The following is a 23,825-nucleotide window of genomic DNA, read 5'->3' on the forward strand; positions in this document are numbered from 1 at the left end:
ATCAGCGCCGCGGCGAACCAAAGGTCATCCGCTGCAATACCCCATCCCGACGCACACGCCAGTGGTACAGGGCCGCCGAGATATGGCCCAGTGCCAGTACCAGAATGGTGATCCCCACGATCTGATGCCAGGCGAACAGGGTCTCCGACAGCGCCTCGTTTTCCGGGAACAGACCCGGCAGGATCAGCGGGCCCAGCTGCACCGGGTAGCCACCGGCCGCCGTCGCCCACCAGCCGATCACCGGCATCACGATCAGGAGCAGATACAACAGCCCGTGGACGGATTCAGCGGCGATGCGCTGGGCCGGGGGCAACGCGACCGCGTAGGCCGGCTTGCCGTGACGCAGACGCAGACCCACACGCACCAGCATCAGCAGCAACACCAGCACCCCGAAGCTCTTGTGCCAGGTGTAGATCGTGTCGGTCGTGTCTTCGCCAAAGCGCTCCTGCAACCCCTCGAAGCCATACCAGCCAATCGTGCCACCCAGCGCCAGGGCACCCAGCACCAGCGCGGCGACCGCCCAGTGCACGATCCGCTGGCCTAGTGCGTAACGCGGCCATACCTCGGCATTGTCCGTATCCATCCCGCGCTCCCGTTCGTGTATGCCCCCCAACATGCCGCCCACACGGGATGCCCGCAACCCTAAATCAGCTGACGATATCCCGCATGGCCCGGTGCGGGCCATTATGCTTTGAGGATGCGATCCTCCATCCCCAACTCCACGCCCCTGGCCGGCGTACGCTGCCTGACCTTCGACCTCGACGACACCTTGTGGCCAGTGATGCCGGTCATCCACCACGCGGAGGCGCGCTTCTACGCCTGGCTGCGGGAGCATGCACCGGTCGTCTGCGAGCGCTTCGATCCGCAGGAACTGATCGCCGCGCGCACCACCTTCATGCGCGCCGCGCCACCGGAGGAGCGCCACGACCTGACCCGCCTGCGCAAGCGCTGGCTGCGCGAGCTGGCCACGGACTGCGGCTGTTGTCCCGACCGCCTGTCGGGCGAGGGGTTCGAGGTGTTCTGGCATGCACGCAACGAGGTGACGCCGTTCCCCGAGGCGGACGGCGTCCTCGCGACCCTGGCGCGGCACTTCCGGCTGGGCGCCATCAGCAACGGCAATGCCGATGTCTTTCGCACCCCCCTGGGGCGCCATTTCGACTTCGCGATCGCGGCGGGCGCGGCGGGCGCGGCCAAGCCCGATCCGGTGATCTTCGCGCAGGCCCGCGAACAGGCCGGCGTCAACGCCGAAAATATTCTGCATGTGGGGGATGACAGCACCAGCGACGTGCTCGGGGCTTTGAACGCAGGGTTTCAGGCCGCCTGGTTCAACCCCGACGCGCTGCCCTGGGAACACGGGCGGCCCCGGCCGGTGCTGACGCTGGGGCGGCTGGGCCAGCTGCCGCGGCATCTCGGCATCGACTAGGCCGACGATCGCCAACCAGCCAGTCTCCCTAATCGGGGTCGACGCGGCCGCGCAGGGCCTTCTTGCGGCCACGGTGGGTCTTGCCCTCCAGCCGACGCAGCTTGGACGCGCGCGTGGGACGGGTCGGCTTGCGCGTCTTGATCGGTCGGCCGGCCTCGCGCAGGAGCTCGGCCAGGCGCTCCAGCGCATCCTCGCGGTTGGCCTCCTGCGTGCGGTACTGCTGTGCCTTGATCACCACCACGCCGTCCTTGCTGATGCGCTGATCACGGCGGCGCAGCAGGCGCTGCTTGTAGACCTCCGGGAGGCTGGAGGCCCGGATGTCAAAACGCAGGTGGATGGCGGAGGCCACCTTGTTCACGTTCTGACCACCCGCACCCTGGGCCCGGATGGCAGTCAGTTCGATCTCGTCCTCGGGCACCGAGACACTGTTGGAAATGCGAAGAACCATTCAGCGAAAGTCGCCGTCCCGGATCCGGCCCTCGTCATCCAGCTCGGCGAAAAAGCGCGAGTGGTCCTGGCGATACTCGTGGGTCGCGATCTCGCCCGGCAGCACCAGCGTCACATCCGGGTAGACGCGCTCGAATTCCTCCGGGGTCGGCCGGGTTTCCAGGAAATGCAGGAACGGGTTCATCTGCTTGACCGTCCCCGGACGCGGCTCCGGCCCGTCGGCTCGGGTCTCGGTCTTGTGCACCGCGCAGCCGCCGGCCACCAGCGCCACGACCACGCCGATTATAGACAAGAATCGAAACGCCATATTTTCCTCCTGCACCACACGATTGCACCGTCATTGCGAGGCGTCGCAGACGCCGTGGCCATCGCCTCAAGCTGGCATCAAGCCCGGCGCCGCTGGCTTTGGATGGAGTTCGCCACGTCGCTTCGCTCCTCGCCGGTGACGGTGCCAGAACCACGTTCCGGAGTGCTCCCTACTCCGACGGCTGGCCGTGTTCGCGGGTGGCCTCGAAGCGGATCTCCGGCCACTTTTCCTGTGCCATCTGCAGGTTGACCCGTGTCGGTGCGATATAGACCAGATCGCCGCCGTGGTCGATGGCCAGGTTCGCGGCGGCCTTCTCCTTGAACTCCTCGAGCTTCTTCGGATCGTCACATTCGACCCAACGCGCGGTCTGGACGTTCACGTTCTCGAACTGCGCCTCGACCTTGTACTCGGTACGCAGGCGCTCGGCGACCACATCGAACTGCAGCACGCCGACCGCGCCCAGGATCAGGTCGTTGTTGGTCAGCGGGCGGTAGAGTTGGGTCGCGCCCTCCTCGCACAGCTCCTGCAGGCCCTTGGCGAGCTGCTTCATCTTCAGCGGGTCCTTCAGCTGCGCGCGACGGAACAGCTCCGGCGCGAAGTTGGGCACGCCGGTAAAGGTCAGTTCCTCGCCCTCGGTGAAGGTGTCCCCGATGCGGATGGTGCCGTGGTTGTGGATGCCGATGATGTCGCCCGGATAGGCGGTCTCCACATGCTCGCGGTCCGAGGCCATGAAGGTCAGCGCATCGGGGATCTTTACGTCGCGCCCAATACGCACATGGCGCAGCTTCGCGCCCTTGTCGAAAGTACCGGAGCAGATGCGCATGAACGCGATGCGGTCGCGGTGCTTCGGGTCCATGTTCGCCTGGATCTTGAACACGAAGCCGGTGAACTTCTCTTCGGTGGGATCGACCCGGCGCGAATGGGTCGGCCGCGGCAGCGGGCCCGGGGCGTACTCGACGAAGTCGTCCAGCAGCTCCTCGATGCCGAAATTGTTGATCGCGGAGCCGAAAAAGGCCGGGGTCTGCTCGCCACGCAGATAGCCGTCGGCGTCGAACTCGTGCGAGGCACCTCGCACCAGTTCCATTTCGTCCCGCAGCTCCTCGGCCTGTGCACCGAGCACCTCGTCCAGGCGCGGATTGTCCAGCCCTTCGATGATCTCGCCGGTAGACTTCTTGCCACCCTCTTCCGGGTCGTACAGATGCACCGCATCGCGGCGGATATGGTAGACACCGCGAAAGCGCTTGCCGGAACCGATCGGCCAGGTGATCGGGGCGCACTGGATCTTCAGCACTTCTTCGACTTCGTCGAGCAGTTCGATCGGGTCGCGGCCCTCGCGGTCCATCTTGTTGACGAAGGTCATGATCGGCGTGTCGCGCAGCCGACAGACCTCCATCAGCTTGATGGTGCGTTCCTCCACGCCCTTGGCCGCGTCGATCACCATCAGCGCGGAGTCCACCGCGGTCAGGGTGCGGTAGGTGTCCTCGGAAAAGTCCGCGTGCCCCGGGGTGTCCAGCAGGTTCACGATGCGGCCCTTGTAGGGATACTGCATCACCGAGGAGGTCACCGAGATCCCGCGCTGCTTTTCCATCTCCATCCAGTCGGAGGTGGCATGGCGCGAAGCCTTGCGCCCCTTGACCGTACCGGCGAGCTGGATCGCGCCACCGTACAGCAGGAGCTTTTCGGTCATGGTGGTCTTGCCCGCGTCCGGGTGCGAGATGATCGCAAACGTCCGGCGCCGGGCGGTTTCCTCGAGAAAGGACATGGTCTTGGGTCGCCTGAGTGAAGCGCGGGAGTTTAACGCGAAAACGGGGTAGACGTTGCGCTTCCCGGTGCCCGGAATGCAAACGGCCCCGGATGAACATCCGGGGCCGTTTGCAGTAGGCCCTGAACCGTAATGGTTGCGGCTAGCGTGCAGAGGCTCGCTGGATCGCGGAGGACTGTTCGTCCAGCCGGCTCTGGGCCAGGTCCAGGTCACGCGGACTCATGCGCGCCTTCACGGTTTCCATGCGTTCGCGGTCCTCGGCCAGGGAATACCAGACATAGGCTTCGACCAGATCACGCTCCACGCCCTGTCCGTTCTGATGCAGGCGCCCCAGACCGATCTGCGCATTGCGATCGCCACGCTCAGCGGCTTTGGTGTACCAGCGGGCGGCCTCACCGGGGTTCGGATTCGTCCCGCGACCCGTCTCGTGCAGGAAACCGTAGTAGTACTTGGCCGAAACCTGCCCCTGCTCGGCTGCCTTGCCCAGCCACTCCAGGGCTTCGCCATTCGACTGCTCGTTACGGGCATAGTGGCTGCCCAGCCAGTACTGCGCATTGGCGTAGCCGAGTTCGGCCGAGCGGGTGTAGTGCTCGAGGGCCTTGTCTTCATCGGCGGCCGTGCCACGGCCGGCGGCAAACATGAACCCAAGGTAGTAATGGGCGCCGGCGTGATCATCATCCGCCGCACGCGCGAACCAGTGCAGCGCCGCGTCGTAATCCACGTCGGTACCACGACCGACGTAATTGGCCATGCCCACGTCGAACATGGCACGGGTGTCACCGCGCTGGGCGTTGCCTTCACGAATCTCGTACCAGACGCCGAGCAACTCCTGCTGGCGCTCAACCTCGTCGTAGCCAAATTCCTGGGCCTGGGCCACACCGACCCCGAAGGCCAGGGGCAGAGTCAGCGGAAGGGAGAAAAACAACGCACGCAGGGTTCGGGACATGGGGCAGCCTCACAGGGAATTCGGGCATCAATACCGGTTACGATCATAGACCGCCCCCCATCCGCGCGCAAAACCCGTCCACGGGTACGAGAACCCCTGGCCGCAAAACGCTCTCCGAACGCCGAAAAAACGTGGCAGACGTCACAGTGTTTCGCGTCACGTCCCGGCCGGGGTGTCACATCGGCAACTCAGCACCCAGGCATCCTCGCGGCCGCTGTGCAAGGGGTAGTAGCGCGGCCGGGTCCCGATGTGCTCGAACCCCTCCGAGCGGTAGAGCTGCACCGCCGCGACATTGGAGGGACGAACCTCCAGAAACAGGGCCTCGGCCTTCTGTTCGCAGGCATAGTCGAGCAGGCGGCGCAGCATGAAGCGACCCAGCCCGTAACCCTGCCAGCGTCGATCGACGGTCAGGTTCAGCAGGTGCGCCTCGCCGGCCGCCACGGTCAGCACAGCGTGCCCCACCTGGCGCTCGTCCACCTCCAGCACCCAGCAGTCGTAGCCAACCCGGATGCAGTCCTCGAAGATGCGCGCGGTCCACGGATAGTGGTAGGCCTCGCGCTCGATGCCCATCACACGCTCGACATCCTCGGCCAGCATGCGGCGCATCCGGGGTTGTACTTGCGGCTCGGCACTCATGGCGTCGGGCTGGGTCTCCTGAGTTCATTACCTGGGCTGAACATATAGGCGTGTAGGCAATCGCTGCGTTCCCTAACACCTACAGTCTGCAGGGTTAGCTCCCGGGTGCACTCGTCAGGCAGGCCCGAGCGCGCTGCAGGTCCTGCCAGGCCTTGGCCTTGTCCTGCGGCTTCCGCAGAAGATAGGCCGGATGATAAGTCACGACCAGCGGGACCTCACGATACCGATGCAGGCTGCCACGCATGCGGCCCAGTGGCTGGTCGGTCTCCAGCAGATGCTGGGCGGCGATACGCCCGAGCGCCACGATTACCTCCGGCTGCACCAGCGCGATCTGCCGGTCGAGGAAGCCGCGGCAGGCCCGGGACTCGTCCGGACTGGGGTCGCGGTTGTTCGGCGGGCGACATTTGAGGACATTCGCGATAAAGACATCCTGCCCGCGATCGAGCCCCAGCGCGGCGAGCATGCTGTCCAGCAACTGGCCGGCACGCCCGACAAACGGCTCGCCCCGGCGGTCTTCCTCGGCCCCCGGGGCCTCGCCCACGAACAGCCACCGGGCACGGCGATCGCCCACGCCGAACACGGTCTGCGTACGCTGGGCCGCGAGTTCGGCGCAGGCCGTGCATTCGCGCACGCGGGCTTCGAGCTCTGGCCAGTCCAATACCGCGACCCCGCCTTCCTCCGGCACGTCCGCGGGGGACACGAGCGGCTCGGATGTCTCCGAGGGCGCGCCGGGTGCCTGGGCCGACTCGGCCTCGGTCATTAGCGGCGCAGCGGGAGGCTCGGCGACCGGGGCTGCCACCGGCACGCCCGGTAAGGCGCCGTCCCGGGCACGCCAGACGGGGATCCCCATGTCGGCCAGAATACGGCGTTTGCGCGCCGACAGTTCCACGCCTCAGTCCCCCGAGGGCGTACGACGCCGATGGCGGCGCCAGCGTTCCAGTGTCAGCAAGGGCCCGGAGAGGGCATAGACCACGAAACCCGCCCAAAGGACCTTGGGCGGATCCAGCGCCAGCAGCATCAGTGCGCCCACCACTCCGACAATCGCCAGGAAGGGCACCCGATGCTTGAAGTCCATGTCCTTGAAGCTGAAGTAGGTCAGATTGCTGACCATCCCCGCACCCGCCAGAACCGTTACGATCAGGATTGCGACTACGTACGGATCGGCCAGGTCCGCCGGAATGCCGAGATCCTCCAGCACCCAGACCATCCCGACCACCAGTGCAGCGGCAGCGGGGCTCGGCAGCCCCTGAAAGAAACGCTTGTCGACGACGGCCAGACGACTGTTGAAGCGCGCGAGACGCAATGCCGCGGCCGTGGCAAAGAAGAAGGCCGCCACCCAGCCGAGATTGCCCAGGTCCTGCAGCTGCCACAGGTACACGACCAGGGCCGGGGCCACGCCGAAGGAGACCAGGTCGGAAAGCGAGTCGTATTGCGCCCCGAACTCGCTTTGCGTGTCCGTCATCCGCGCCACGCGGCCATCCAGGGTATCCAGGACCATGGCCACGAACACTGCGATCGCGGCGGTCGTAAACTCGCCATTGATCGCGGAGACAATCGCGAAGAAGCCGGAGAAGAGCACCCCGGTCGTGAACAGGTTGGGCAGCAGAAAGATCCCGCGGCGACGCCGGGCACGGCCCTCGTGCCGCTCGTCGGCCCCGTTCATCTCGTCGATGTCGCTTGATCCCTCGTCATCCGGCGTCACTCCAGCACCTCCACGGTCGCTTCCTCGTCGCCACTGGCCTCCGGCAGACCCCCGATCACGGTGGAGCCCGCCAGAACCTTCTGGCCGACCTGGGCCATAACCTGCGACCCGGCCGGTAGCCAGACCTCGAAGGTAGCACCGAATCCGGCAAAACCCATGCGCTTGCCGCGCCCGAGTCGATTGCCGGGCACCACATTCTGCAGGCGGATCATGCGCGGCCAGTGATTGACCGACAGGGCGAGCGTCAGGCGCGTACCCTCGTCGGTCGCCAGCGCAAACGCCAGCCGGTGATCGAGCTGCGCATCCGGCGGGCTATCCGTCTCCTTCCCCGGCCAGATTCGCTCCACCACCTTCGATTCCTGCGGGGCATGGACGTTGTATTCCCCCAGCCGCCGCTGGCGAATGCGGATGCGCCGGGCGGGCTCGCCGGTAAACGGATCGGTCGTCTCGTCGATCGCCTCCACCGTGCCATCGGCCGGAGCAATCACGCCCAGCGCGGGGGCCGCCGCCTTGCGCCGCAGATCACGGAAAAGCCCCATCAGCGCCACGGTCAGCAGCACCATGAACAGGCCCAGCTCCGCCTCCCCGACCAGCAGTGAGATCACCGCCATCCAGGCGGAGATGATCACGAACACACGGCCTTCGGGGGCAAGCGGAAACAGCATGGGGTTCTCGGAGGGGGGCGCGGGTGCGCGACCCGGGGCCTGCGCCCCGGGCCGCCCCGACGGATCAGTTGCGGGACTTGTCGACCAGCTGGTTGGCCTTGATCCACGGCATCATCGCACGCAGGCGTTCGCCCACCTGCTCGATCTCGTGGGCCGCGTTCAGGCGGCGGTTGGCGGTCATCGACGGGTAGTTCATCGCGCCTTCCAGGATGAACTGCTTGGCGTACTCGCCATTCTGGATGTTCTTCAGCGCCTCGCGCATCGCCCAGCGCGACTCTTCGTTGATCACCTGCGGACCGGTCACGTATTCCCCGTACTCCGCATTGTTGGAGATCGAGTAGTTCATGTTGGCGATGCCGCCCTCGTACATCAGATCGACGATCAGCTTGAGCTCGTGCAGGCACTCGAAGTAGGCCATCTCCGGGGCGTAGCCGGCCTCGGTCAGTGTCTCGAAACCAGCCTTGACCAGTTCCACCGCACCGCCGCAAAGCACGGCCTGCTCGCCGAACAGGTCGGTCTCGGTCTCGTCCTTGAAGGTCGTCTCGATGATGCCGGTGCGGCCGCCGCCGATCGCGGAGGCGTAGGACATCGCGATGTCACGGGCCTTGCCGGAGGCGTCCTGCTGGATCGCGATCAGGTCGGGGATACCGCCGCCACGCACGAATTCGGAGCGCACGGTGTGGCCCGGGGCCTTGGGCGCGATCATGATCACGTCCAGGTCCTTGCGCGGAACGATCTGGTTGTAGTGGATCGCGAAGCCGTGGGCGAAGGCCAGGGTCGCGCCCTGCTTCAGGTTGGGTTCCAGGACGTCGCGGTACAGGGCCGCCTGATACTCGTCCGGGGCCAGCACCATGATCAGGTCGGCGCCAGCGGTCGCGGCGTCGACATCGGCGACCTTAAGTCCGGCCTCCTCGGCCTTGGCGCGCGAGGCGGAACCGTCGCGCAGACCCACGGTCACGTCCACGCCGGAGTCCTTCAGGTTGTTCGCATGGGCGTGACCCTGCGAGCCGTAGCCGATGATCGCGACCTTCATGCCCTGGATGATGGAGAGGTCGGCGTCTTTGTCGTAATACAGATTCATGGCAGTCATTTCCTTGGCAACAGGCCCCGACAGGGGGCCGATGACGAATTAAAAGCCCGTGCCCGGCCGGCACGGACGAAAGCGAAGACGATTACAGCTGCAGCGCGACGTCGCCGCGGGCGATGCCCATCACACCCGAACGCACGACCTCCAGCACCGGAAACGGCGAGACCGCCTCGAGGAAGGCATCCAGTTTGGAGCCCTCGCCGGTGATCTCGATCACGTAGGTCTGCTGGGTCACGTCGATGATGCGACCGCGGAAGATATCGGTCAGGCGCTTGACCTCTTCACGGTCGGCCGCCTCGCCGACGCGCACCTTGATCAGCGCCATCTCGCGCTCGATGTGCGGGTGAGCGGTCATGTCCAGCAGCTTGATCACGTCGACCAGCTTGTTCAGCTGCTTGGTGATCTGCTCGACGATCTCGTCGGAGCCACTGGTGACGATGGTCATGCGCGACAGCGACGGGTCGTCGGTCGGCGCGACGGTCAGCGATTCGATGTTGTAGCCACGCGCGGAGAACAGGCCGGCCACCCTTGAGAGGGCACCGGATTCGTTTTCCAGCAGGACACTGATGATATGACGCATACGGCTCTTCCCTGTACCCGGTTCAGACCAGGATCATTTCGTTCTGGCCGGCGCCGGCCGGGATCATCGGATAGACGTTCTCGGACTGATCCGTAATGAAGTCCAAAAACACCAGGCGTTCCTTCTGCGCGAGGGCCTCCTTGATCGCACCCTCGACGTCGCCCGGCTTGTCGATGCGCATGCCGACGTGGCCATAGGCCTCGGCCAGCTTCACGAAGTCGGGCAGGGCGTCCATGTAGGACATCGCGTAGCGCCCCTGATAGAAGAACTCCTGCCACTGCCGGACCATGCCCAGATAGCGGTTGTTCAGGTTCAGGATCTTGATCGGGAGCTGGTACTGGTAGCAGGTCGACAGCTCCTGGATGCACATCTGGATGCTGGCCTCGCCGGTGATGCAGCCGACCGTCGCGTCCGGGTGCGCGAACTGCACGCCCATCGCGAACGGCAGGCCCACGCCCATCGTCCCCAGGCCACCCGAGTTAATCCAGCGGTTGGGCTTGTCGAAGCCGTAGAACTGCGCCGCCCACATCTGGTGCTGGCCGACGTCGGAGGTCACAAAGGCATCGCCCTGCGTCAGCTCCCAGAATTTCTGCACCACATACTGTGGCTTGATCAGTTCGGAGTCGCGGTCGTATTTCAGGCAGTCCTGTGACTGCCACTCGCCGATCTGTTTCCACCAGGCGTCCAGCGCCTCGGGATCCGGCTTCGCCTTGGCGGCGTCCAGCGCCTTGATCAACGCGCGCAGCACCGGCTCCACTTCACCCACGATCGGCACATCGACCTTCACGTTCTTGGAGATCGAGGACGGATCGACATCGACATGCACGATCTTCGCGTGCGGGCAGAACTTCTCGATGTTGCCGGTCACGCGGTCGTCAAAGCGCGCGCCGATCGCGATCAGCACATCGGCGTGGTGCATGGCCATGTTGGCCTCGTAGGTACCATGCATGCCCAGCATGCCGAGGAACTGCTTGTCCGACGCCGGATAGCCGCCCAAGCCCATCAGGGTGTTGGTGATCGGGTAACCCAGCTTGCGGGTGAACTCGGTCAGTGCCTCGGAGCCACGCCCCAGAATCACGCCGCCGCCGGTGTAGATCATCGGCTGCTTCGCCGACAGGATCAGGTCCACCGCCTTGTCGATCTGGCCGGTATAGCCGCCAAAGGTCGGGTTGTACGAGCGCATGTGGATGGACTCGGGATACTCGAACTCGCAGCTCGCCGCGGTCACATCCTTCGGGATATCCACGACCACCGGGCCCGGACGACCCGTAGTCGCCACGTAAAAGGCCTTCTTGATGGTGGTCGCCAGGTCCTTCACGTCCTTGACCAGGAAGTTGTGCTTCACGCAGGGGCGGGTAATCCCCACGGTATCCACTTCCTGGAAGGCGTCGTTGCCGATCAGGCTGGTCGGCACCTGGCCGGTGAACACCACCAGCGGCACCGAATCCATATAGGCGTCGGCAATGCCGGTAATCGCGTTGGTCGCACCGGGACCGGAAGTCACCAGCGCGACACCCGGCTTGTCGGAGGACTTGGCATAGCCCTCGGCCGCGTGCACCGCGCCCTGCTCGTGGCGCACCAGTACGTGCGAGACCTTGTCCTGGCGATACAGCGCATCATAGATGTGCAGTACCGCCCCGCCGGGATACCCGAATACGACATCGACACCCTCGGCCTGCAGGCTGCGGCAGAAGATTTCGGCGCCGGTGATGGCGGTGGAGGAACTTGAGGTCTCGGACATGGTGGTCGACTTCCTTACCTAAGGGCTCGTGCGTGATCGTGGCGGGATGACCCAGCAGGAATCAAAATAGCCCAACATCCTAATATGAAATGACGATTTTTCCCAGCACCGGGGTGCGGAAAAGCCACCCCGGGAGGGGACCCAGCGTCGTGCAGACAGCCTTCAGTCGTCCGACTTCTTCACGTCCGCCGCGGGCAGACCAGGATTGGTCGGGCGGCGGGCATCGTCGCTGGACATGTCCTGCGGCGCCATCTGCTGTTCCAGCCCTTGCGGCGGGTTCATCTCTTCTTCCTCGCCCCCGCAGCCGACCAGCACAAGCGTGGCGGCAACCGACAGAACGAAAAATCCAGTGATGCGGGCATGGCGGTACATAGTGTTCATCCTTGCGAGACAGGGGCGTGAACTGGCGAGCTTGCCGTGGCGCCAATGGCTTGGCAACAATCCACCACGGCGAGACGCTGATTCCCGCGCGACGCGGGCTACCCCGCCCCCACCGGCAGTATCCGCGTCCCGGCCTGCTCCGCAATAATCGCGGTGGCGTCCTCGAGTGCCCCGATCCCGGCCCGGGCACCCTGATCGGCCACGCGCCGGGCGGCCTCCATCTTCGGGCCCATCGAGCCGGCCGGGAACGATGCGGGGTCGACCGCGCTGACCAGCAATGCCTTCAGCCGCGTGGCATCGGGCTCGCCCCAGTTCCAGTAGACGCCGTCGACGTCCGTCAGCATCAACAGCCAGTCCGCGCCCAGTTCCACTGCGAGGCGTGCGGCGGTCAGGTCCTTGTCCACCACCGCCTCGATGCCGTACAGCCGGCCTTCGTCGTCGCGCGCGACCGGTACGCCGCCGCCCCCCGCGCAGATCGCGAGGGACCCGCCGTCGACCAGGGCCCGCACGGCCTCCACGCCCAGTACCTTCCGCGGCTCCGGCGAGGCGACCACGCGACGCCAGCCGTCGCCGTCGCGGGCGATATCCCAGCCGCGCTCCTCGGCCAGCGCGCGCGCCCGGGATTCATCCCATACCGGACCAATGAACTTCTCGGGGCAGGAAAATGCCGGATCGTCCGGATCCACTTCGGTCTGCGTCAGGAGGCTGGCGATCCGGTCATGGCCCAGGGCGTTGTGCAGTTCCTGCGCCAGGATGTAGCCGATCATCCCGTGGCTCTCGGCGCCGACCACATCCAGCGGCCAGTGGATGGAATCGGCCTCCGCCTGACTGGCGAGCAGCCCCACCTGCGGGCCATTGCCATGAGTCACGACGACCTCGTGCTCGTTTGCGACATCGGCGATGGCCCGCGCCGCGGCACGGGCGTTGCGCCGCTGGGCCTCGGCCGACGGCGTCTCGCCGCGTTGCAGCAGGGCGTTTCCGCCCAGCGCGATCACGATACGCATGGCGGGTCTCCTGGTGAGCGTATGGACAGAACGTCAGGTGCGCGGGAGCGTCACGCCGCGCTGGCCCTGGTACTTGCCGCCGCGGTCCTTGTAGGAGGTCTCGCAGACCTCGTCGGACTGCAGGAACAGCATCTGCGCCACGCCCTCGTTGGCGTAGATCTTGGCCGGCAGCGGCGTGGTGTTGGAGAACTCCAGCGTCACATGGCCTTCCCACTCGGGTTCCAGCGGAGTCACGTTCACGATGATGCCGCAGCGCGCGTAGGTCGACTTGCCGAGACAGATCGTCAGCACATCACGCGGGATGCGGAAGTACTCCACCGTATGCGCCAGCGCGAACGAGTTGGGCGGGATGATGCAGACATCCGAATGCACATCCACGAAGCTGCCCTCGTCGAAGCCCTTGGGGTCGACGATGCTCGAGTTGATGTTGGTGAAGATCTTGAAATGGTCCGAGCAGCGCACGTCATAGCCGTAGCTGGACGTGCCGTAGGAGACGATGCGCTGCTCGTCGTGATAGCGGACCTGACCGGGCTCGAAGGGCTCGATCATGCCCTTCGTCTCGGCCATCTCCCGGATCCAGCGGTCCGACTTGATGCTCATCTGCCCTGTCCCTGGTTGTGATCGCCGGATCAGTTGTTCTGGATGACGATGTTGGGGAATTTGCTGCTGTAATCCTTCGCCTGCTCCGCGAGCTTGGCGCCCGTGCGACGGGCAATCTCGCGGTAGATCTCCGCGATGCGGCCGTCCGGATCGGCGATCACGGTCGGTTCACCGCCATCCGCCTGCTCGCGAATGCGGATATCCAGCGGCAGCGCGCCCAGCATGTCCACACCATATTCCTCGGCCATGCTCTCGGCCCCGCCCTGGCCGAAGATGTGCTCCTCGTGCCCGCAGTTGGAGCAGATGTGGATGCTCATGTTCTCGATGATGCCCAGTACCGGCACCTCGACCTTCTCGAACATGCGCAGGCCCTTGCGCGCGTCCAGCAGCGCGATGTCCTGCGGGGTGGTAACGATCACCGCGCCAGAGACCGGGATCTTCTGGGACAGGGTCAGCTGGATGTCGCCGGTGCCCGGCGGCAGGTCGATCACCAGGTAGTCAAGATCCTTCCAGTTGGTCTCGTTCAGCAGCTGCTCCAGGGCCTGGGTGACCATCGGGCCACGCCAGATCATCGGCGTGTCCTCGTCAATCAGAAAGCCGATGGACATCGCCTGCACGCCGTGGCGCTCCAGCGGCTCCATGGACTTGCCGTCCTTCGACTCCGGGCGGTCCTTGATGCCCAGCATGCGCGGCTGGCTCGGGCCATAGATGTCCGCATCCAGGATGCCGACCTGCGCCCCTTCAGCGGCCAGCGCCAGCGCCAGATTGACCGCGGTGGTGGACTTGCCCACCCCGCCCTTGCCGGAGGCCACGGCGATGATGTTCTTGATGCCGGGCATCGGCTTCAGGCTCTTCTGCACCGCGTGGGCGGTCACCTTGGTGGTGATCGTCACCTCCGAGGACTCCAGCCCGGCCACGCCGGCCAGCGCGCCCTGAATCGCAGCGCGCAGCTCGTCGTGATAGCCGCTCGCGGAGTAGCCCATCTCAAGAGTGATGGCCGCCCGTGCGCCCTCCACACGGATGTCCTTGACCGCACCGGCGGCCACCAAGTCCTGCTCCAGGTACTTGTCCTGAACGGTCTTCAGGGCGTTTTCGATCTGCTCGCGTGAGAGTTCGGCCATGGCGTTCGTTCCATCCGACAGTTGGGAGTAATCGCGCGATTCTACTGGGCGCAAATCGGCACGCCAATGGCACCACCACTGGCCAGTCCTTTGCCCCATGCCACAAGAGGGGTCCTCAACGATCTGTCAACCCCTCTCAGCGAGTTTTATACACATGAACCTCCACTGGCCCTGAAAACGCCCCAGATAGCAGCCAAAAGGCCGAAAGCAGTACACAAAAAGATCGCATCTATTTGTTTATTCGGAATAAAAACAAATTGAACGTTTTTTGACCAATCTGTACAAGGCCCTTGCGTGACAAGGCCTGACGATGAATTCCACTGGGTTGCCCACAGAGTTATCCACAGCTTCTGTGGAAAAGCCTATGACGGTCTTTATGCGCCTCGACAACCCGGCAGGCAGCCCCGACAATAGCGCCCCTGCATTCCACCGCCCGCCGCTACCGACGCACGGACCCGACGATGACTGACACGCCGCGCAAGATCCTGGTCACCAGCGCCCTGCCCTATGCCAACGGGCCGATCCATCTGGGACACCTGGTCGAGTACATCCAGACCGACATCTGGGTGCGCTTTCAGCGTGCACGCGGCCACGAGGTGATCTATGTCTGCGCGGATGACGCCCACGGCACGCCGATCATGCTGAAGGCCCGCGCCGAGGGCATCGAGCCCGAGGAGCTGATCGCGCGGGTGCGTCAGGAACACGAGGCCGACTTCAGCGAGTTCCTGGTCGATTTCGACCACTACCACTCGACCCACTCGGACGAGAACCGCGAGCTCGCCGCCCACATCTACACCGCGCTGCGCGATGCTGGACACATCGAGACGCGCACGATCGACCAGGCCTATGATCCCGAGGCCGGGATGTTCCTGCCCGACCGTTTCATCAAGGGCACCTGCCCGAACTGCGGCGCCGAAGAGCAGTACGGCGACTCCTGCGAGGCCTGCGGCGCAACCTACAGCCCGCTGGACCTGAAAGACCCGGTCTCCGCGATCAGCGGCGCCCGTCCCGAGTCCCGCCAGTCCGAGCACTACTTCTTCAAGCTCGGCGACTTCGAGGCCTTCCTGCGCGAATGGACCGGCTCCGGCCGCCTGCAGGACGCGATCCGCAACAAGCTGGACGAGTGGTTCGACGCGGGCCTGACCGACTGGGACATCTCGCGCGACGCCCCCTATTTCGGCTTCGAGATCCCCGACGCCCCGGGCAAGTACTTCTATGTCTGGCTGGACGCCCCGATCGGCTACATGGCGAGCTTTCGCGCCTACGCCGAAAAGCAGGGCCTGGACTTCGACGCCTGGTGGGGCGCGGACTCGGACGCCGAGCTGTATCACTTTATCGGCAAGGACATCGCCTACTTCCACACCCTGTTCTGGCCGGCGATGCTCCATGGCGCGGGTTTCCGCACCCCGTCGGCGGTGTTCTGCCACGGCTTCCTGACCGTCAACGGCCAGAAGATGTCCAAGTCGCGCGGGACCTTTATCCGCGCCCGCGACTACCTGGACCACCTGAACCCCGAGTCCCTGCGCTACTACCTGGCGGCCAAGCTGGGCGCCGGGGTCGATGATCTCGACCTCAACCTCGACGACTTCGTCCAGCGCGTGAACTCCGATCTGGTCGGCAAGCTGGTCAACATCGCCAGCCGCTGTGCCGGCTTCATCACCAAGCGTTCGCACGGCGAACTCGCGGCCGAACTGCCGCGCCCGGACCTGCACGAGGCCTTCGTAGCCGAGGGCGAGGCCATCGCCCAAGCCTTCGAGAAGCGCGAATACGCCCAGGCCATCCGCCGCATCATGGCGCTGGCCGACCAGGCCAACCAGTACATCGACGAGGCCCAGCCCTGGGTGCTGGCGAAGCAGGAAGGCCGCGAGGCCGAGGTGCAGGCCATCTCCACCCAGGGACTGGACCTGTTCCGCATCCTGATCGTCTACCTCGCCCCGGTCCTGCCGAAGCTGGCGGCCGACGCCGCGGCCTTCCTGCGCCTGGACAGCCTGGCCTGGGATACGCGCGCGCCACTGGTCGGCCACTCGATCGAGAAGTTCAAGCCGCTGATGACGCGCATCGAGGGCGAGACCGTGGAGAAGCTGCTGGAGGCCTCGAAGGCGACCCTGGCCGCTACCGAATCGACCACCACCCCAGACAACAAAGCGGAAGCCAACGTGGACCCCATCGCCGACACCATCGACTTCGACACCTTTGCCCAGGTCGACCTGCGCATCGCGCGCATCGCCAACGCCGAGCACGTGGAAGGCGCGGACAAGCTGCTCAAGCTGACGCTGGATATCGGTTCCGGGACGCGCCAGGTGTTTGCCGGCATCAAGTCGGCCTACGCACCGGAGGACCTGGTCGGCCGGCACACCGTAATGGTGGCCAATCTCGCGCCGCGCAAGATGCGCTTTGGCGTATCCGAGGGCATGGTCCTGGCCGCTGGTCCCGGCGGCTCGGATTTGTACATCCTGCACCCGGACGACGGCGCCCAGCCCGGCATGCGGGTAAAATAGGCCGCCGGCGTCATGGATTTGCACCCACGGCTCGCGTAAGCTGCCGCTCTTTTGCCGATACCCGGACGCATGGACCAAAGCCCCGAATTCCAGGCACAGGTACGCCTGCTGGCCGAAGCAGGACGTGATCTCTCGGCGCGCGGCTGGCTGCCCGCGCGCACCGGGCACTTCTCCGCGCGCCTGGACGACCGGCATATCGCCGTCACCGCGCCCAATCGCGAGAAGAGCTTCCTCGACCGCCATGACTTCCTGGTGGTCGATCTCGACGGACACGTGGTGGCCGGGACCGAAGAGCCCGCCCCGGAGACCTTCCTGCACATCATCATGTACCGCCACGACCCCCAGCTGGGGGCGGTGCTGCATACGCACTCGGTGCATGCGACGGTCCTGTCGCGTCAGTTCCCCGGCACGCTCGCCCTGCGCGACTACGAGGTCCTGCGCGAACTGCCCGGGGTGGAAAACCCCTCCCGGGGCCTGAACCTGCCCGTTTTCGCGAACGAGCCCGATGTGCAGCAGCTCGCCGCACGCGTCGATGCCGCGATGAGCCGCGAGCCCAACCTCGCCGGTTTCATGATCGGCGGCCACGGGCTCTACACCTGGGGCGCAAGCGTGGAGCTGGCGCTGCACCGGGTCGAGGCCTTCGAATTCATGTTCCAGTGCGAAACGCTCGCGCACCAGATGAGCCGATGAACAAGTCACCGAATCCCGCGCCCCAGGCCCTGATCCTCGCCTTCGAGGGGGTGCTGGCACCGCCCGGCGTGCTGCGCGACACGCTTGAGCCCTACTCCCTGGAGGCCCTGCCGGGCTTCCTCGAGCGTCACGCGGAGAGCACCGCGGTGCAGCGCGTGCTGGCGGACATCCTCGCCTATTCCGGGCGCGAGCTGGACGTCGACGGGCTGCTCGCGCAGATCCGCGCCTGGATCCGCGGCGGACAGGACATCACGCCTCTGCGCCAGCTACAGGGGCTGATCTGGGCCGACGCCCTGGAGGCCTCGATGCTGCGCCCGGAGCTGTCGGACGACACGGCCCGCACCCTGATGGCGCTGGACGATGCCGGGGTGGCCCTGTACAGCTTCGGCGCGAGCCCGGCGCCGGTGCAGCGCGACTGGCTGCGCCACGGCCCGCGCCCCGAAGTCGAACAGCGCCTGGCCGGTCTGTTCGATACCCGCATCGGGGGTCGGCGCGATGCCGGCAGCTACCGCCGTCTGGCAGACGAAATCGGCGTCGCCCCGGAGGCCATCATGCTGCTGTCCATGCGCGGCGAGGAGCTGGACGCCGCACACCAGGCCTGGCTGCAGACTGCCCGACCCTTCGCCGACCCGGCCGCTTCAGACGATCACTCGCTGCGCAGCCTGGACTCGCTCATCCCGACAGACCGCTAAACTGATAACAGGGCGCGATCGGCCTGCGGGGGACCAATCTGCAGGAGCGGGCCTGGGCGCGAATGCCTCCGGCCAGAGCCTGGCCATTACAAAGGCCTCGAGGACAAGCCCGTTCCCAAAGGGGCGGGGGCATTCAGATCACCCGTATCCGGAAGGGTTGAGTCGGGATTAGCGGTCCCTGATACTATTTTGTTGACCTGACGACTCGGAATTAACGTGGAATACGTCCTGATCCTCATCAGTACGATCCTCGTGAACAACTTCGTACTGGTGAAGTTTCTGGGCCTGTGCCCGTTCATGGGGGTCTCGCGCAAGGTCGAGACGGCCACTGGCATGGGCCTGGCCACGACCTTCGTGCTGACGTTGTCTGCGGTCAGCTCCTACGTCATTAACGAATATCTGCTGCTCCCGCTCGGGCTCGAATACCTGCGCACGATCGCCTTCATACTGGTGATCGCGGCGGTGGTGCAGTTCACCGAGCTGGTGGTGCGCAAGACCAGCCCGCTTCTGTACAACGTGCTGGGGATCTTCCTGCCGCTGATCACGACCAACTGCGCGGTGCTGGGCGTGGCCCTGCTGAACGTCCAGGAGGCCCACAACTTCGTCGAGTCCGCGCTGTACGGCTTTGGCGCCGCGGTCGGCTTCTCCCTGGTACTGATCCTGTTTTCCGCCATTCGCGAACGCATCGCGGTCGCGGACGTGCCCGTGGTCTTTCGCGGCAGCGCGGTGGCCATGGTCACGGCGGGCCTGATGTCGCTGGGATTCATGGGCTTCTCGGGGCTGGTGCGGCTGTGAGTGTCGTCTACGCCATTCTCGCGATCGGGGGCCTGGCCGCCGCGTTCGGGCTGGTCCTCGGCTTTGCCGCGCAGCGCTTTCGTGTCGAGGCGGACCCGGTCGTCGACCAGATCGACGCCCTGCTGCCCCAGACGCAGTGCGGCCAGTGCTCCTACCCCGGCTGCCGCCCCTACGCGGAGGCGATCGCCGCCGGCGAGGCCGACATCAACCGCTGCCCCCCCGGCGGCCAGGCCACGGTGCAGGCCCTGGCGGATCTGCTGGACCGCGAGCCGACCCCGCTGGAAGAAGAGGAACAGGAAAAGGCCGTCGCGGTCATCGACGAGAACATCTGCATCGGTTGCACCCTGTGCATCCAGGCCTGCCCGGTGGACGCGATCCTCGGCGCAGCCAAGCAGATGCACACCGTCATCGAGGAGGAGTGCACCGGCTGCGAGTTGTGCATCGAGCCCTGCCCGGTCGACTGCATCGAGATGGTCCCGGTGCAGACCGACATCACCGAATGGCGCTGGGCGGAACCGGAACCCTCGCCTATCGAGCGGCCCATACACGCTCTTGCAGAAGGCTCGCGGAGCTCCCGCTAAGCCGGGGTTCCGCGAAACGTTAGAATACGCCAATGCAGCTGCACCGCTTCCATGGAGGCCTGAAACTGGCCGACGAGACCGACGCCAGTACCGCCGAGCCGGTGCTGGTGATGGGTGTGCCTGCGAAACTGACCGTTCCGCTCGGCCAGCATATCGGCGAGGCGACCGAGGCCTGTGTCCAGGTCGGCGATCACGTCACCAAGGGCCAGCGCATCGGTCAGTCCAAGGGCTACATCGCCGCGCACGTGCACGCGCCCACCTCCGGCAAGGTGGTCGATATCGACCTGTACCCGGTCCCTCATCCCTCGGGCCTTGATGCCCCCTGCGTGGTGATCGAGCCCGATGGGCACGACGATTGGGGCGATGCCCGCATGGAGCCCTGGCTGGACTGGGATACCCGCGACCTGCGTGCGCTGCGCCAGCGCCTGCGTGCCGGCGGGATCGTCGGACTGGGTGGCGCGGCCTTCCCCACGGCAGTCAAACTGAACCCGCGCGCCGGCCAGCGCATCCATACGCTGGTGGTCAACGGGGCGGAGTGCGAACCCTACATCAGCGCCGACGACATGCTGCTGCGCACCGCTCCCGAGGCGGTGTTCGAGGGGATTCGCATCACCGCCCGCCTGCTGGGCGTGGAGCGGGTGCTGTTCGCGGTCGAGGACAACATGCCGGAGGCGATGCGCTCGCTGACCGAGACCCTGCCCCCCGAGCTGCGCGACCTGATCGAGCTGGTATCGGTCCCCTCGATCTATCCCACCGGGGGCGAACGCCAGCTGATCAAGGTACTGACCGGCCAGGAGGTCCCGAGCGGCGGCCTGCCCGCGGATCTCGGGATGGTCTGCCACAACCCGGGCACCTTCAAGGCGATCTGCGACACGGTGATCCAGGGCCGACCGCTGCTGTCGCGTATCGTCACCGTCACCGGCCCCGGTGTGAAACACCCGCGCAATGTGGAAGCCCTGCTCGGCACCCCGTTCGCCGACGTGATCGAGGCGGCCGGCGGCTATGCCGAAGGCGTGGACCGGCTGGTGATGGGCGGCCCGATGATGGGCTTCGCGGTCCACGACGACTCCATTCCTGTGATCAAGGCCACCAACTGCCTGCTCGCCACGCGCCCCCAGGACACGCCTGACCCCGGCCCGGTCATGCCCTGCATCCGCTGCGCCGAGTGCGCGGCCGTCTGCCCCGCCCAGCTGCTGCCGCAGCAGCTCTACTGGCAGGCGAAAGCAAAAGACTTCGACGCGATCCAGGACTACGGGCTGTTCGACTGCATCGAATGCGGCTGCTGCGCCTATGTCTGCCCCAGCAACATCCCGCTGGTCCAGTACTACCGCTATGCCAAGAACGAGATCTGGGCGCGGGAGAAGGAACGCCACAAGTCGGACATCGCGCGCGAACGCTACGAATTCCGCCAGGAACGCATCGAACGCGAGGAGCGCGAGAAGGCCGAACGCCTGGCGAAGAAAAAGGCCGCTCTGAAGAACAAGGAAGCCGACGGCGACAAGCAGGCCGCGATCCAGGCGGCACTGGAACGCGCCCAGAAGAAAAAGGCCGCCCGTGCGGAAGAGTCCGCGAAGGGTAGCGATCAGGCACCCGGATCGGAGACGACCCGCGAGGAAACCTCCACGACGAACGACACCCGCGACAGGGACGACCGCTGATGCGCTTTCGCACGCAATCCTCGCCGCACGTGATCCCCGCGCACTCCGTGGGCGGCGTGATGCAGCAGGTGCTGATGGCGCTGGTGCCCGGGACCCTGGCGATGACCTGGTTCTTCGGCTGGGGTGTACTGGTCAACGTCCTGCTGGGCGTGCTGTTCGCCGTGGCCTTCGAGGCGGCGATGGTCGCCGCGCGCAAGCGGCCCGTCATGGCCACACTGGCGGACAACTCCGCGATCGTCACCGGCTGGCTGTTCGCGCTGGCGATCCCGCCACTGGCGCCGTTCTGGGTCACGTTAATCGGTATTGCATTCGCGATCATTGTCGCCAAGCACCTGTACGGCGGGCTGGGCTACAACCCGTTCAACCCCGCAATGGTCGGCTATGTCGTCGTGCTGGTCTCGTTCCCGCGCGAAATGGCGCTCTGGCCGGCCCCCAGCACGCTGCCGGAATCCCCGCTCACCCTGCTGCAGACCCTGCAGACGGTCCTGACCGGCAGTCTCCCCGGCGCCCAGGCGTGGGACGCGGTCACGCGCGCCACCCCGCTCGACGCGATGCGCGAGGGGCTGGTCTCCGGGCGCACGGTTGGCGAGATCACGGCCAGCCCGCTGTTCGGAAGCTTCACCGAGACCGGCTGGGAATGGGTCGGCAACTTCTTCCTGCTGGGTGGGCTGTACCTGCTGTTCCGTCGGATCATCCACTGGCACATCCCGGTGGCGGTGATCCTGGGCGTGGCCATCCCGGCCGGCTTCTTCTGGCTGCTGGACCCGGACTCGTTCGCCTCGCCGGCCTTCCACGTGTTTTCCGGGGCGGTGATCATCGGGGCCTTTTTTATCGCCACCGATCCGGTCTCCGCGTCCACCACCCCTCTGGGTCGCATCCTCTACGGCGCCGGGATCGGCGTGCTGATCTTTGTGATCCGCACCTGGGGTGGCTACCCGGACGCAGTCGCGTTCGCCGTGCTGCTGATGAACATGGTCGCCCCGACGCTCGACCACCTGACACGACCGCGGATCTTCGGGCGCACCCGCGGCGGGCCGCCGTCAGGGGACGGTCGTGCCTGACCTGAAGCCGCGCGACATCCTGATCGCCACCGTCCTGCTGGCCGGATTTGCGGCGGCCGGCGCGGGTCTGGTCGCGCTGGTGCAGGAAGGCACGGAGGCCCGCATCGCGGACAACCGCATGGAGGTCAACCGCAGCCGCATCGCGGAGCTCACCGGCGACCTCGATTACGCCAATGATCCGGTGCACGACGCAGTGGCCCTGAGTGACGAGCGTCTGGGCGGCGACAACCTGCCCGCGTGGTTCGCACGCGACGCAGACGACAACGTCATGGGCATCGTGTTCTCGGCGGTCGCGCGTGACGGCTACAGCGGTGACATCCACCTGCTGATCGGCGTGGACCGCGACGGTGAACTGCTGGGCGTGCGTGTCTCCAGCCACCGCGAGACGCCGGGCCTGGGAGACGCGATCGAGGCCGAACGCTCCGACTGGATCCACGGCTTCGAGGGCCGCTCCCTGGGCGACCCCTCGCCCGGCGACTGGGCGGTGCGCCGCGATGGCGGCGTGTTCGACCAGTTTACCGGCGCCACCATTACCCCGCGTGCGGTGGTTCGCGCCGTCCGCCGCACACTGGAATACTTCGACAACTATCGCGATGACCTGCTCTCGACCTCGCCGGAGGAAGAGGAAGGTGCGGTGGTCGAACCAATAGGGAACGACTGATCCATGTACTCGGAACAGGACGACCGATGAACCCGACCCTGACCGACATCATTCGCGACGGCCTGTGGAACAACAACCCGGGCCTGGTCCAGCTGCTCGGCCTGTGCCCGCTGCTGGCGATCTCCGGGACGATGGTCAACGCCATCGGCCTGGGCATCGCGACCACCCTGACGCTGCTGCTGTCGAACGTCCTAGTCTCGATGATCCGCCGCCACGCCCGTCCGGAGATCCGTATCCCGGTGTACGTGCTGATCATCGCCTCCATCGTGACCGCGATCGAACTGGCGATGAACGCCTGGTTCCACGGCCTGTTCCTGATCCTCGGCATCTTCATCCCGCTGATTGTCACCAACTGCGCGATTATCGGCCGCGCGGAGGCCTTCGCCTCGCGCAACTCGGTCCCGCGCGCCGCGCTGGACGGTCTGATGATGGGGCTGGGCTTTACCGGCGTACTGATTGCGCTGGGCGCGCTGCGCGAGGTCCTGGGCCAGGGCACGCTGATGGACAACGCCCACCTGCTGTTCGGCGAGTGGGGGCACGCGATGACCATCCAGATCTACCCGTCCGAACACGGGTTCCTGCTGGCCCTGCTGCCGCCGGGCGCGTTCATGGCCATGGGCCTGCTGATCGCCGCCAAGAACTGGATCGACCAGCACACGGCGACCGAGCCGGAGCCCGCCGCGGAGGAATCCCGCGCCGAGGCCTCCGAAACCACCTGATCCGGCGCGCCCTACAGGCCCCTTAAACGAAAACACCCCACCGGGGCGCTCCGGCGGGGCGTAAAGGG

Annotated in this window: 26 protein-coding genes; 10 read left to right on the forward strand and 16 right to left on the reverse strand. The window is 65.9% G+C overall.

Translation table 11 applies throughout. From position 1 onward, the window contains the following. Nucleotide 1 precedes the first annotated feature (1 nt). Nucleotides 2-583 (reverse strand): cytochrome b, encoded by a 582-nt coding sequence (locus tag TK90_RS08895; RefSeq protein WP_012983137.1) that lies wholly within the window; start codon nucleotides 581-583, stop codon nucleotides 2-4. Nucleotides 584-697: 114 nt separating this feature from the next. Between TK90_RS08895 and TK90_RS08900 the strand changes: the two genes are divergently transcribed. Then, entirely contained in the window at nucleotides 698-1,423 is a 726-nt protein-coding gene (locus TK90_RS08900; protein WP_012983138.1) for an HAD family hydrolase, read from the forward strand. A gap of 28 nt (nucleotides 1,424-1,451) precedes the next feature. Here TK90_RS08900 and arfB read toward each other — a convergent pair whose 3' ends face one another. The 15 genes from arfB to apbC all read right to left on the reverse strand — a co-directional run bounded on the left by arfB (nucleotide 1,452) and on the right by apbC (nucleotide 14,402). Further along, on the reverse strand, nucleotides 1,452-1,871 hold the full coding sequence (arfB, locus tag TK90_RS08905; protein ID WP_012983139.1) for an alternative ribosome rescue aminoacyl-tRNA hydrolase ArfB: 420 nt from the start codon (nucleotides 1,869-1,871) through the stop codon (nucleotides 1,452-1,454). Next, nucleotides 1,872-2,177 (reverse strand): hypothetical protein, encoded by a 306-nt coding sequence (locus tag TK90_RS08910; RefSeq protein WP_012983140.1) that lies wholly within the window; start codon nucleotides 2,175-2,177, stop codon nucleotides 1,872-1,874. A 169-nt stretch (nucleotides 2,178-2,346) separates the two neighbouring features. Continuing rightward, nucleotides 2,347-3,939 (reverse strand): peptide chain release factor 3, encoded by a 1,593-nt coding sequence (locus TK90_RS08915; protein WP_012983141.1) that lies wholly within the window; start codon nucleotides 3,937-3,939, stop codon nucleotides 2,347-2,349. Between the two features lie 142 nt (nucleotides 3,940-4,081). Next, nucleotides 4,082-4,885: a tetratricopeptide repeat protein gene (locus TK90_RS08920; RefSeq protein ID WP_012983142.1), complete on the reverse strand. Its 804-nt coding sequence runs from the start codon at nucleotides 4,883-4,885 to the stop codon at nucleotides 4,082-4,084. Between the two features lie 156 nt (nucleotides 4,886-5,041). After that, nucleotides 5,042-5,521 carry a ribosomal protein S18-alanine N-acetyltransferase gene (gene rimI / locus TK90_RS08925; RefSeq protein ID WP_012983143.1) on the reverse strand — a complete coding sequence of 160 codons (480 nt, stop codon included), beginning with the start codon at nucleotides 5,519-5,521 and terminating at the stop codon, nucleotides 5,042-5,044. A gap of 94 nt (nucleotides 5,522-5,615) precedes the next feature. Next, nucleotides 5,616-6,410 (reverse strand): uracil-DNA glycosylase, encoded by a 795-nt coding sequence (locus tag TK90_RS08930; RefSeq protein ID WP_012983144.1) that lies wholly within the window; start codon nucleotides 6,408-6,410, stop codon nucleotides 5,616-5,618. A 3-nt stretch (nucleotides 6,411-6,413) separates the two neighbouring features. Next, nucleotides 6,414-7,223 carry a CDP-diacylglycerol--serine O-phosphatidyltransferase gene (gene pssA / locus TK90_RS08935; RefSeq protein WP_012983145.1) on the reverse strand — a complete coding sequence of 270 codons (810 nt, stop codon included), beginning with the start codon at nucleotides 7,221-7,223 and terminating at the stop codon, nucleotides 6,414-6,416. Beyond that, nucleotides 7,220-7,888, reverse strand: coding sequence for a phosphatidylserine decarboxylase (locus TK90_RS08940; protein ID WP_012983146.1), 669 nt, complete (start codon nucleotides 7,886-7,888; stop codon nucleotides 7,220-7,222). Before TK90_RS08940 ends, pssA begins: the two co-directional genes overlap by 4 nt. A gap of 64 nt (nucleotides 7,889-7,952) precedes the next feature. Next, a complete protein-coding gene (gene ilvC, locus TK90_RS08945; RefSeq protein ID WP_012983147.1) occupies nucleotides 7,953-8,969 on the reverse strand; it encodes a ketol-acid reductoisomerase in 1,017 nt (338 codons plus the stop codon). A 91-nt stretch (nucleotides 8,970-9,060) separates the two neighbouring features. After that, nucleotides 9,061-9,555: an acetolactate synthase small subunit gene (gene ilvN, locus TK90_RS08950; RefSeq protein WP_012983148.1), complete on the reverse strand. Its 495-nt coding sequence runs from the start codon at nucleotides 9,553-9,555 to the stop codon at nucleotides 9,061-9,063. Nucleotides 9,556-9,577: 22 nt separating this feature from the next. Continuing rightward, complete coding sequence (ilvB, locus tag TK90_RS08955; protein WP_012983149.1) at nucleotides 9,578-11,296, reverse strand: biosynthetic-type acetolactate synthase large subunit; 1,719 nt, start codon at nucleotides 11,294-11,296, stop codon at nucleotides 9,578-9,580. A gap of 162 nt (nucleotides 11,297-11,458) precedes the next feature. After that, a complete protein-coding gene (locus tag TK90_RS08960) occupies nucleotides 11,459-11,668 on the reverse strand; it encodes a hypothetical protein (protein WP_012983150.1) in 210 nt (69 codons plus the stop codon). Nucleotides 11,669-11,775: 107 nt separating this feature from the next. After that, entirely contained in the window at nucleotides 11,776-12,681 is a 906-nt protein-coding gene (locus tag TK90_RS08965; RefSeq protein ID WP_012983151.1) for a carbamate kinase, read from the reverse strand. Between the two features lie 33 nt (nucleotides 12,682-12,714). Continuing rightward, nucleotides 12,715-13,281 carry a dCTP deaminase gene (dcd, locus tag TK90_RS08970; protein WP_012983152.1) on the reverse strand — a complete coding sequence of 189 codons (567 nt, stop codon included), beginning with the start codon at nucleotides 13,279-13,281 and terminating at the stop codon, nucleotides 12,715-12,717. A 29-nt stretch (nucleotides 13,282-13,310) separates the two neighbouring features. After that, complete coding sequence (gene apbC / locus TK90_RS08975) at nucleotides 13,311-14,402, reverse strand: iron-sulfur cluster carrier protein ApbC (protein WP_012983153.1); 1,092 nt, start codon at nucleotides 14,400-14,402, stop codon at nucleotides 13,311-13,313. A 461-nt stretch (nucleotides 14,403-14,863) separates the two neighbouring features. Between apbC and metG the strand changes: the two genes are divergently transcribed. From metG to TK90_RS09020, 9 genes are all read left to right on the forward strand, one after another. Beyond that, nucleotides 14,864-16,900 carry a methionine--tRNA ligase gene (gene metG, locus TK90_RS08980; protein WP_012983154.1) on the forward strand — a complete coding sequence of 679 codons (2,037 nt, stop codon included), beginning with the start codon at nucleotides 14,864-14,866 and terminating at the stop codon, nucleotides 16,898-16,900. Between the two features lie 69 nt (nucleotides 16,901-16,969). After that, nucleotides 16,970-17,590 (forward strand): methylthioribulose 1-phosphate dehydratase, encoded by a 621-nt coding sequence (mtnB, locus tag TK90_RS08985; protein ID WP_012983155.1) that lies wholly within the window; start codon nucleotides 16,970-16,972, stop codon nucleotides 17,588-17,590. Continuing rightward, nucleotides 17,587-18,282 carry an enolase-phosphatase gene (locus tag TK90_RS08990; protein ID WP_012983156.1) on the forward strand — a complete coding sequence of 232 codons (696 nt, stop codon included), beginning with the start codon at nucleotides 17,587-17,589 and terminating at the stop codon, nucleotides 18,280-18,282. Before mtnB ends, TK90_RS08990 begins: the two co-directional genes overlap by 4 nt. Nucleotides 18,283-18,498: 216 nt before the next feature. Continuing rightward, nucleotides 18,499-19,077 (forward strand): electron transport complex subunit RsxA, encoded by a 579-nt coding sequence (rsxA, locus tag TK90_RS08995; RefSeq protein ID WP_012983157.1) that lies wholly within the window; start codon nucleotides 18,499-18,501, stop codon nucleotides 19,075-19,077. Then, a complete protein-coding gene (gene rsxB / locus TK90_RS09000; RefSeq protein ID WP_012983158.1) occupies nucleotides 19,074-19,658 on the forward strand; it encodes an electron transport complex subunit RsxB in 585 nt (194 codons plus the stop codon). Before rsxA ends, rsxB begins: the two co-directional genes overlap by 4 nt. A 32-nt stretch (nucleotides 19,659-19,690) precedes the next feature. Then, nucleotides 19,691-21,316 carry an electron transport complex subunit RsxC gene (gene rsxC, locus TK90_RS09005; RefSeq protein WP_012983159.1) on the forward strand — a complete coding sequence of 542 codons (1,626 nt, stop codon included), beginning with the start codon at nucleotides 19,691-19,693 and terminating at the stop codon, nucleotides 21,314-21,316. Then, the gene (rsxD, locus tag TK90_RS09010) at nucleotides 21,316-22,377 is read left to right on the forward strand and encodes an electron transport complex subunit RsxD (RefSeq protein ID WP_012983160.1); all 1,062 of its coding nucleotides are present in this window, start codon (nucleotides 21,316-21,318) and stop codon (nucleotides 22,375-22,377) included. Before rsxC ends, rsxD begins: the two co-directional genes overlap by 1 nt. Further along, nucleotides 22,370-23,038: an electron transport complex subunit RsxG gene (gene rsxG / locus TK90_RS09015; RefSeq protein ID WP_012983161.1), complete on the forward strand. Its 669-nt coding sequence runs from the start codon at nucleotides 22,370-22,372 to the stop codon at nucleotides 23,036-23,038. Before rsxD ends, rsxG begins: the two co-directional genes overlap by 8 nt. A 26-nt stretch (nucleotides 23,039-23,064) precedes the next feature. After that, a complete protein-coding gene (locus TK90_RS09020; protein WP_012983162.1) occupies nucleotides 23,065-23,757 on the forward strand; it encodes an electron transport complex subunit E in 693 nt (230 codons plus the stop codon). The last annotated feature ends 68 nt before the right edge of the window (nucleotides 23,758-23,825 follow it).

Origin of the sequence: Thioalkalivibrio sp. K90mix (genome assembly GCF_000025545.1) — a bacterium.
Taxonomy (GTDB): domain Bacteria; phylum Pseudomonadota; class Gammaproteobacteria; order Ectothiorhodospirales; family Ectothiorhodospiraceae; genus Thioalkalivibrio.

Bases quoted from the DNA above. Each gene is read 5' to 3' on its own strand.
- mtnB (WP_012983155.1), top strand. From the start codon at position 16,970: ATGGACCAAAGCCCCGAATTCCAGGCACAGGTACGCCTGCTGGCCGAA.
- rimI (WP_012983143.1), bottom strand. From the start codon at position 5,521: ATGAGTGCCGAGCCGCAAGTACAACCCCGGATGCGCCGCATGCTGGCC.
- rsxD (WP_012983160.1), top strand. From the start codon at position 21,316: ATGCGCTTTCGCACGCAATCCTCGCCGCACGTGATCCCCGCGCACTCC.
- TK90_RS08895 (WP_012983137.1), bottom strand. From the start codon at position 583: ATGGATACGGACAATGCCGAGGTATGGCCGCGTTACGCACTAGGCCAG.
- apbC (WP_012983153.1), bottom strand. From the start codon at position 14,402: ATGGCCGAACTCTCACGCGAGCAGATCGAAAACGCCCTGAAGACCGTT.
- TK90_RS08965 (WP_012983151.1), bottom strand. From the start codon at position 12,681: ATGCGTATCGTGATCGCGCTGGGCGGAAACGCCCTGCTGCAACGCGGC.
- TK90_RS08900 (WP_012983138.1), top strand. From the start codon at position 698: ATGCGATCCTCCATCCCCAACTCCACGCCCCTGGCCGGCGTACGCTGC.
- TK90_RS08990 (WP_012983156.1), top strand. From the start codon at position 17,587: ATGAACAAGTCACCGAATCCCGCGCCCCAGGCCCTGATCCTCGCCTTC.
- metG (WP_012983154.1), top strand. From the start codon at position 14,864: ATGACTGACACGCCGCGCAAGATCCTGGTCACCAGCGCCCTGCCCTAT.
- ilvN (WP_012983148.1), bottom strand. From the start codon at position 9,555: ATGCGTCATATCATCAGTGTCCTGCTGGAAAACGAATCCGGTGCCCTC.
- TK90_RS08915 (WP_012983141.1), bottom strand. From the start codon at position 3,939: ATGTCCTTTCTCGAGGAAACCGCCCGGCGCCGGACGTTTGCGATCATC.
- TK90_RS08910 (WP_012983140.1), bottom strand. From the start codon at position 2,177: ATGGCGTTTCGATTCTTGTCTATAATCGGCGTGGTCGTGGCGCTGGTG.
- dcd (WP_012983152.1), bottom strand. From the start codon at position 13,281: ATGAGCATCAAGTCGGACCGCTGGATCCGGGAGATGGCCGAGACGAAG.
- ilvB (WP_012983149.1), bottom strand. From the start codon at position 11,296: ATGTCCGAGACCTCAAGTTCCTCCACCGCCATCACCGGCGCCGAAATC.
- TK90_RS08960 (WP_012983150.1), bottom strand. From the start codon at position 11,668: ATGTACCGCCATGCCCGCATCACTGGATTTTTCGTTCTGTCGGTTGCC.
- TK90_RS08920 (WP_012983142.1), bottom strand. From the start codon at position 4,885: ATGTCCCGAACCCTGCGTGCGTTGTTTTTCTCCCTTCCGCTGACTCTG.
- rsxC (WP_012983159.1), top strand. From the start codon at position 19,691: ATGCAGCTGCACCGCTTCCATGGAGGCCTGAAACTGGCCGACGAGACC.
- arfB (WP_012983139.1), bottom strand. From the start codon at position 1,871: ATGGTTCTTCGCATTTCCAACAGTGTCTCGGTGCCCGAGGACGAGATC.
- TK90_RS08940 (WP_012983146.1), bottom strand. From the start codon at position 7,888: ATGCTGTTTCCGCTTGCCCCCGAAGGCCGTGTGTTCGTGATCATCTCC.
- ilvC (WP_012983147.1), bottom strand. From the start codon at position 8,969: ATGAATCTGTATTACGACAAAGACGCCGACCTCTCCATCATCCAGGGC.
- TK90_RS09020 (WP_012983162.1), top strand. From the start codon at position 23,065: ATGAACCCGACCCTGACCGACATCATTCGCGACGGCCTGTGGAACAAC.